Raw genomic sequence first — 5621 nt, 5'->3', positions numbered from 1 at the left:
GCCCCACCCCGTCCGTGAGGGAGCTCGCCCGTCTCGGCGCCAACGAGTTGGGCCGCATCCCCGTCCTCGAGTGGCACGACGTGGCGGAGACGGACGACCGCTGGGGGACCTCCCGGGCGACCTTCCGCCGCCAGCTGCAGGAGCTGTACGACCGGGGGTACCGGCCGGTCACCGCGGCCGAGTTCGCACGCGGCGAGTTCCCTGTCGCCGCGGGGCGCACCCCGGTCGTCTTCACCCTCGACGACTCGTTCCGGAGCCATCTGTGGTTCGGGTCGGACGGGAGACCTCACCCCGACTCGGTCGTCGGGATCCTCGAGGCGTTCGCGAAGGACAAACCCGAGTGGCGCGCGACCGCCGCCTTCTACATCTACTGGCCGGTCCCGTTCCGCGAGCGGGATCAGATAGACCGGAAGCTGCGTTACCTGGTCGACAACGGCTACGAGCTGGGCAACCACTCCTTCAACCACGACGACCTCTCGAAGCTGGATCCGGACGGGGTCAGGGAGTCCCTGGCGCGGGCCCAGGCCGCCGTCCAGGAACGGATCCCCGGTTACCGGATGGCCACCCTGGCCCTGCCGTTCGGACTCTGGCCACCGGACAAGTCCGTCGCCGTCACCGGTCAGTGGGAGGGGACGCGCTACTGGCACGACGCCGTCTTCCTGGTGGGCGACATGCCCTACCACCCGCCGCACCACGCCCGCTACGACCCGTGGCATGTGATGAGGGTGCAGTCCTACGAGTTCCGGAAGTGGATCGACTGGCTCGACGCCGAGCCGGGGCGGCGTTTCGTGTCCGACGGGGACCCGGCGACGGTCGCCTACCCGAGCCGCCTGCAGGAGGTGGCCAAGGTCCGGCCGGGGTTCCAGGCGGTCCCCTACGACTGAGGCTCCTCGGGCGCCGGGCGCGTCTGGTCGGCGAGGGCCGCCGCCTCCTCCGCGGTCCGGGCCGGCACGAGCCCCCGCTCCCTCCCCCAGCGCTCCAGCTCCTCGTAGGTCTCCCACCGGTCGGTCGGGCCGTCCTGCAGGCGCCGTTCGAGGAGGTGGTCGAGCGCGTCGCCGACCTCACGGGACGGACGCAGGTCGAAGAGGGCCATGACGTCGTAGCCGTCCAGCGCGGGCCGGATCCGGGACAGCTCCTCGCGCTCGGCCAGGTCGGCGATCCTCTCCTCGAGCTCGTCCATCCGCGCCTGGAGCTTCCTGGCCTTGACCTTGTTCCGCGTCGTGCAGTCCGCCCGGACGAGGGCGTTCAGCTCCTGGAGGAGCGGGCCGGCGTCCCTCACGTAGCGGCGGACGGCGGAGTCCGTCCAGCCCATCGCGTAGGTGTGGAACCGCAGGTGCAGGTAGACGAGCTGGCGCACGTCGGCGATCACGGAAACCGGGTATCGCAGGTCACGCAGGATCCGCTCGGCCATCTGCGCTCCCACCACCTCGTGGTGGTGGAAGGTGACGCCGTCGGGTCCGAACGCGCGCGTGGCCGGCTTCCCGATGTCGTGGAGCAGTGCCCCGAGGCGGCAGACGAGGTCGGGCGGCACCTTGTCCACCACGGCGAACGTGTGGCGGAGGACGTCCTTGTGCCTGTGGATCGGGTCCTGCTCCATGGCGAGCTCGCCCAGCTCCGCGATCACGTGCTGGTGCAGGCCCGTGGCCACCATGATCTCGAGTCCGATCGAGGGCTTGGCTCCCACGAGGAGCTTGCTCAGCTCGTCGCGAACCCGTTCGCGGGAGACGATGGCGAGCCGGTCTGCCATCGCCACCGTCGCCTGGACGACCTCGTCGGACACGAAGAAGGACCGCGGCCCCTCGGTCAGCACCGAAGCGAACCTGCAGGCCCGCAGCATGCGGAGCGGGTCGTCGGAGAAGGCCTGCTCGGGCGATCGGGGGGTGCGTAGGAGGCCCCGCATGAGGTCCTGGATCCCGCCGAACGGGTCGTGCACCTCGCCCGTGGGAGCCCGGACGGCGATGGCGTTCACCGTGAAGTCGCGACGCGAGAGGTCCGAGGTGATGTCCGGGGCGAATGCGACCTCCGGCTTGCGGGAGTCCTCCGTGTACCACTCCTGACGGTAGGTGGTCACCTCGACCCGCATGCCGTCGATCGAGGCCCCCACCGTGCCGAACCTCATGCCCTGCAGCCACACCTCCTGAGCCCTCGGTCGCAGGAGGTCGAGCACCTGGCTGGGGCGGGCGTCCGTGGCCAAATCCAGCTCGTCGACCGGACGTCCGAGCAGGTCGTCGCGGACGGCCCCGCCGACGAGCCAGAGCTCGTGACCGGCCTCGGAGAACGCGGTGCCGAGGCGGGCCGCGAGCGTCCCGGGCTCGACGAGATGAGGCATGAGGGGCGCGGACATGCACCCAGCCTACGGGGCGTCGAACGACAGCGAGCGGGAGCCTCAGGTGATGCCGGCCTTGCGGAGGGCGACGCGGAAGTCGTGGGGATTGGAGGCGGCGTGCATGGCGTCCTCGAGGGAGATCCGGTCCTCCGTGTACAGCTTCATCAGGGCCTGGTCGAACGTCTGCATGCCGTAGAAGTCGCCCTCGGCGATCATGTCCGGGAGGTTGCGCGTCTCCTCGGGGTCCACGATGCAGTCGTAGATCCGTCCGGTCATGACCAGCACCTCGATGGCCGGGATCCGCGTCGTCCCGTCCTTCGTCGGGAGCAGCCGCTGTGAGACGATCCCGCGCAGCGCCCCGCCCAGGGAGTGGCGCACCTGCTTCTGCTGGTGCGCCGGGAAGAACTCGATGATCCGGTTGATCGTCTCGGCCGCGTCTACCGTGTGCAGCGTCGAGAGGACGAAGTGACCCGTCTCGGAGGCGGCCAGGGCGGCCCAGACGGTCTCGGGGTCGCGCATCTCGCCCAGGAAGATGACGTCGGGATCCTGACGCATCGCGTGACGGAGCCCCATCGCGAACGACTCCGTGTCGGTGCCGACCTCCCTCTGGTTTATGAGGGCCTTCTTGTCGGCGTGCAGGATCTCGATCGGGTCCTCGAGCGTGACGATGTTGCACGCCCTCACCGAGTTGATGTGGTTGATCATCGCGGCGCAGGTCGTCGTCTTGCCCGAGCCGGTCGGGCCCGTCACGAGCACGAGACCGCGCGGCTCCTCGGCGAGCCTCTTCAACACGGGTGGGACCTGGAGGGCGTCGAGCTGCGGAGGCGACGGGAGCACGCGACGGAAGACCATGCTGACCGTGCCGCGCTGGCGGAACACGTTGACGCGGAACCGACCGAGGCCGGCGACCGAGTGTGCGAAGTCGGCGCCCCCGGTCGCGTCGAGCTCGGTCACGAGCTTCTCCGGGAGGATCTCGTGGGCGAGCCGCTCGAGCTCCTGAGGCGTGAGCTTCGGGAAATCGGACGGGGTCAGCTCGCCGTTGACCCGCAGGACAGGCGGCTGCGTGACCTTCAGGTGCAGGTCTGACCCGCGCTTCTCCACGAGCAGCCGCAGGTAGTCGCTCAGCTCCGCCATCTCGCTCCTCGCCCTAGGGGGCGCCCATCATCGCGCGGGCCTAGCGGGGGCGCCACCCCCGTACGGCCGCCTTCGCGTCGTCCACCCAGCGCAGGGCCTGCTCGGACCCGGGGAGGGCTCCCCGCTCCTGTTCCGGGACCGGAACGGGCTCCGACCCCCCGGCCATCGCCTCCAGGGTCGCGGCCACGCCCCACCGCAGACCGTCGAGGTCGTACCCGCCCTCCAGGACCGCCACCACCGGGGCCAGGTCGAGCACCCGCCGGGCCAACCTGAAGAACGCGCCGGCGGTCAGTCGCATGGCACAGACTGGGTCCCGCGCGTGGGCGTCGTAGCCGGCGGAGACCACTACGAGCTCGGCCCCGAAGGACGCGATGGCGGGTACGACGATCTCGTCCATCGCCCGCGCGTATGCGTCCTCGGCAGCGCCCGCCGGGAGCGGGACGTTGACGGTCGTCCCTGCCCCTGGTCCCCCTCCCCTCTCCGACGCGTCCCCCGTTCCCGGGTAGAAGGGGTACTGGTGGATCGACGCGTACAGAACGTCGGGGTCGCTCCAGAAGATCTCCTGGGTCCCGTTGCCATGGTGGGCGTCCCAGTCGAGCACGGCCACGCGAGACGCTCCACCGTGGGTGACCGCCCACCGGGCGCCCGCCGCCACCTGGTTGAGGAGGCAGAACCCCATGCTCGGACGGGCACTCGTCCAGTCGGGGCGGGAGTCGGGACCTCCCGAAGGAGCGTGGTGTCCGGGGGGCCTCATGGCGACGAACGCTCCGCTCCATGTCCCGTCGAGCACGCCTCGAACCGCTTCCACCGCCCCGCCGACCCCTCGCGTGGCGGCTTCGAGGCTGCGGGGGCCGAGCCGGGTGTCCGCGTCGACCGCGCCGCCCCCCGAAGCCGAGATCTGCTCCAGGCGCTCGAGGTACCGCTCCTCGTGGACGAGGCGGATCGTCTCCCGCGTAGCCTCCGGCGCCTCGACCGTGGAGACGAGGCGCGCGTCGATCATGGAGACCCCGGCCAGGACGGCGTCCAGACGCTGGGAGCGCTCGGGATGACCCGGTCCGGGATCGTGCTCACGCGCGACGGGATGTGTGATGACGGCGATGGGTCGGGCCGGGGCGTCCACGACCCGACGATAGCCGGAGGGGGGTTTGGGTCGCGGCGTCGTCGGGGGATCTGGCCCCCGTCAGCTGTCCCCGGAGGGATGCGGCTTGTTCGGCCGGGTGACCGCAGGGAGATGAGGCGTAGAGAACGTATCCACGCCGACGCCCACTCCACGCGGTGACCAGCGTGAACGTCGGCGAGCAGCGGAAGGAGGGAGGAGCCCAGACGGAGCACGGCGACGGCCGGCGGCGCGAGCATCCACCCCGGGCATCCCAGCACCAACCGAAGGAGGCGACAGGTGAGCGAGAACCAGGAGTACCGCAAGCTGACCCGTGAAGAGCTCGAGGACATCGCGGGCGAGGCGCTCCCCGAGCGGGCCGCCATGTCCCTGATCAACGCCAACGTCGCCGCGCCCATCAACGTGGCCGCGGCGCTCAACGTGCTGTCGGACGACTCGGTCGCGTACGCGAACGCCGAGCAGACCGGCGACATCACGCAGAGCACCTAGGAGGATCGATGACCGAGAAGAACGAGTACCGCAAGCTCACCCAGGAGGAGCTGGAGGAGCTCGCCGGGGAGGCGCTGCCCGAGCGGGCTGCGATGTCGCTGATCAACGCGAACATCGCGATCCCCGTCAATGCCGCGGTCGCTGCGAACGTCCTCTCGGACGGCGCGATCGCCTACGCCGACGCGACGCAGACGACCCCGATCGACCAGAGCACCTGATCGGTGGAGGTGAGACCGTGAGCGAGAACCAGGAGTACCGCAAGCTGACCCGCGAGGAGTTAGAGGAGCTGGCAGGCGAGCCGCTGCCGGAGCGGGCGGCGATGTCCCTCATCAACTCGAACATCGCGGCCCCGGTGAACGCGGCCATCGCCGCGAACATCCTGTCCGACGGCTCCGTCGCGTACGCGAACGCGGAGCAGAACGTCAACATCACCCAGAGCACGTGATCGCGTGGACGGTCCGGACGCGCCCGGCCAGCGCCGCGAGCGTCCGGACCGTCCTCTGCGCATCTGAACGGTCGAGGGCAGAGCCATAGAGACACGCAGCGGGGCAGAGA

General features: G+C 70.4%; 7 protein-coding genes. 4 read left to right on the top strand and 3 right to left on the bottom strand.

Annotation, left to right across the window (positions count from 1 at the left end):
• Positions 1-884 (top strand): polysaccharide deacetylase family protein (locus tag VM840_09655; protein HVL81843.1); only part of this gene is annotated, 884 nt, incomplete at its 5' end.
• Here the strand turns inward: VM840_09655 and VM840_09650 are convergent.
• From VM840_09650 to VM840_09640, 3 genes are read right to left on the bottom strand one after another with little or no spacing between them, the layout of a single operon-like run.
• On the bottom strand, positions 875-2344 hold the full coding sequence (locus tag VM840_09650) for a CCA tRNA nucleotidyltransferase (protein HVL81842.1): 1470 nt from the start codon (positions 2342-2344) through the stop codon (positions 875-877). The two genes, VM840_09655 and VM840_09650, sit on opposite strands and share 10 nt — an antisense overlap.
• A 42-nt stretch (positions 2345-2386) precedes the next feature.
• Positions 2387-3460 (bottom strand): PilT/PilU family type 4a pilus ATPase, encoded by a 1074-nt coding sequence (locus VM840_09645; protein HVL81841.1) that lies wholly within the window; start codon positions 3458-3460, stop codon positions 2387-2389.
• 40 nt (positions 3461-3500) lie between these two features.
• Positions 3501-4580 (bottom strand): histone deacetylase, encoded by a 1080-nt coding sequence (locus VM840_09640; protein ID HVL81840.1) that lies wholly within the window; start codon positions 4578-4580, stop codon positions 3501-3503.
• A gap of 276 nt (positions 4581-4856) precedes the next feature.
• Between VM840_09640 and VM840_09635 the strand changes: the two genes are divergently transcribed.
• Genes VM840_09635 through VM840_09625 form a run of 3 tightly spaced genes read left to right on the top strand, consistent with a single transcriptional unit; the run spans position 4857 to position 5511 of the window.
• Positions 4857-5066 (top strand): hypothetical protein, encoded by a 210-nt coding sequence (locus VM840_09635; protein ID HVL81839.1) that lies wholly within the window; start codon positions 4857-4859, stop codon positions 5064-5066.
• 8 nt (positions 5067-5074) lie between these two features.
• On the top strand, positions 5075-5284 hold the full coding sequence (locus VM840_09630) for a hypothetical protein (protein HVL81838.1): 210 nt from the start codon (positions 5075-5077) through the stop codon (positions 5282-5284).
• A 17-nt stretch (positions 5285-5301) separates the two neighbouring features.
• Positions 5302-5511, top strand: a complete 210-nt coding sequence (locus tag VM840_09625) for a hypothetical protein (protein ID HVL81837.1) — start codon at positions 5302-5304, stop codon at positions 5509-5511.
• The last annotated feature ends 110 nt before the right edge of the window (positions 5512-5621 follow it).

It is taken from the genome of Actinomycetota bacterium (assembly GCA_035540895.1).
GTDB lineage: Bacteria > Actinomycetota > JAICYB01 > JAICYB01 > JAICYB01 > DATLFR01.
This window is presented reverse-complemented; position numbering and strand designations above follow the sequence as displayed.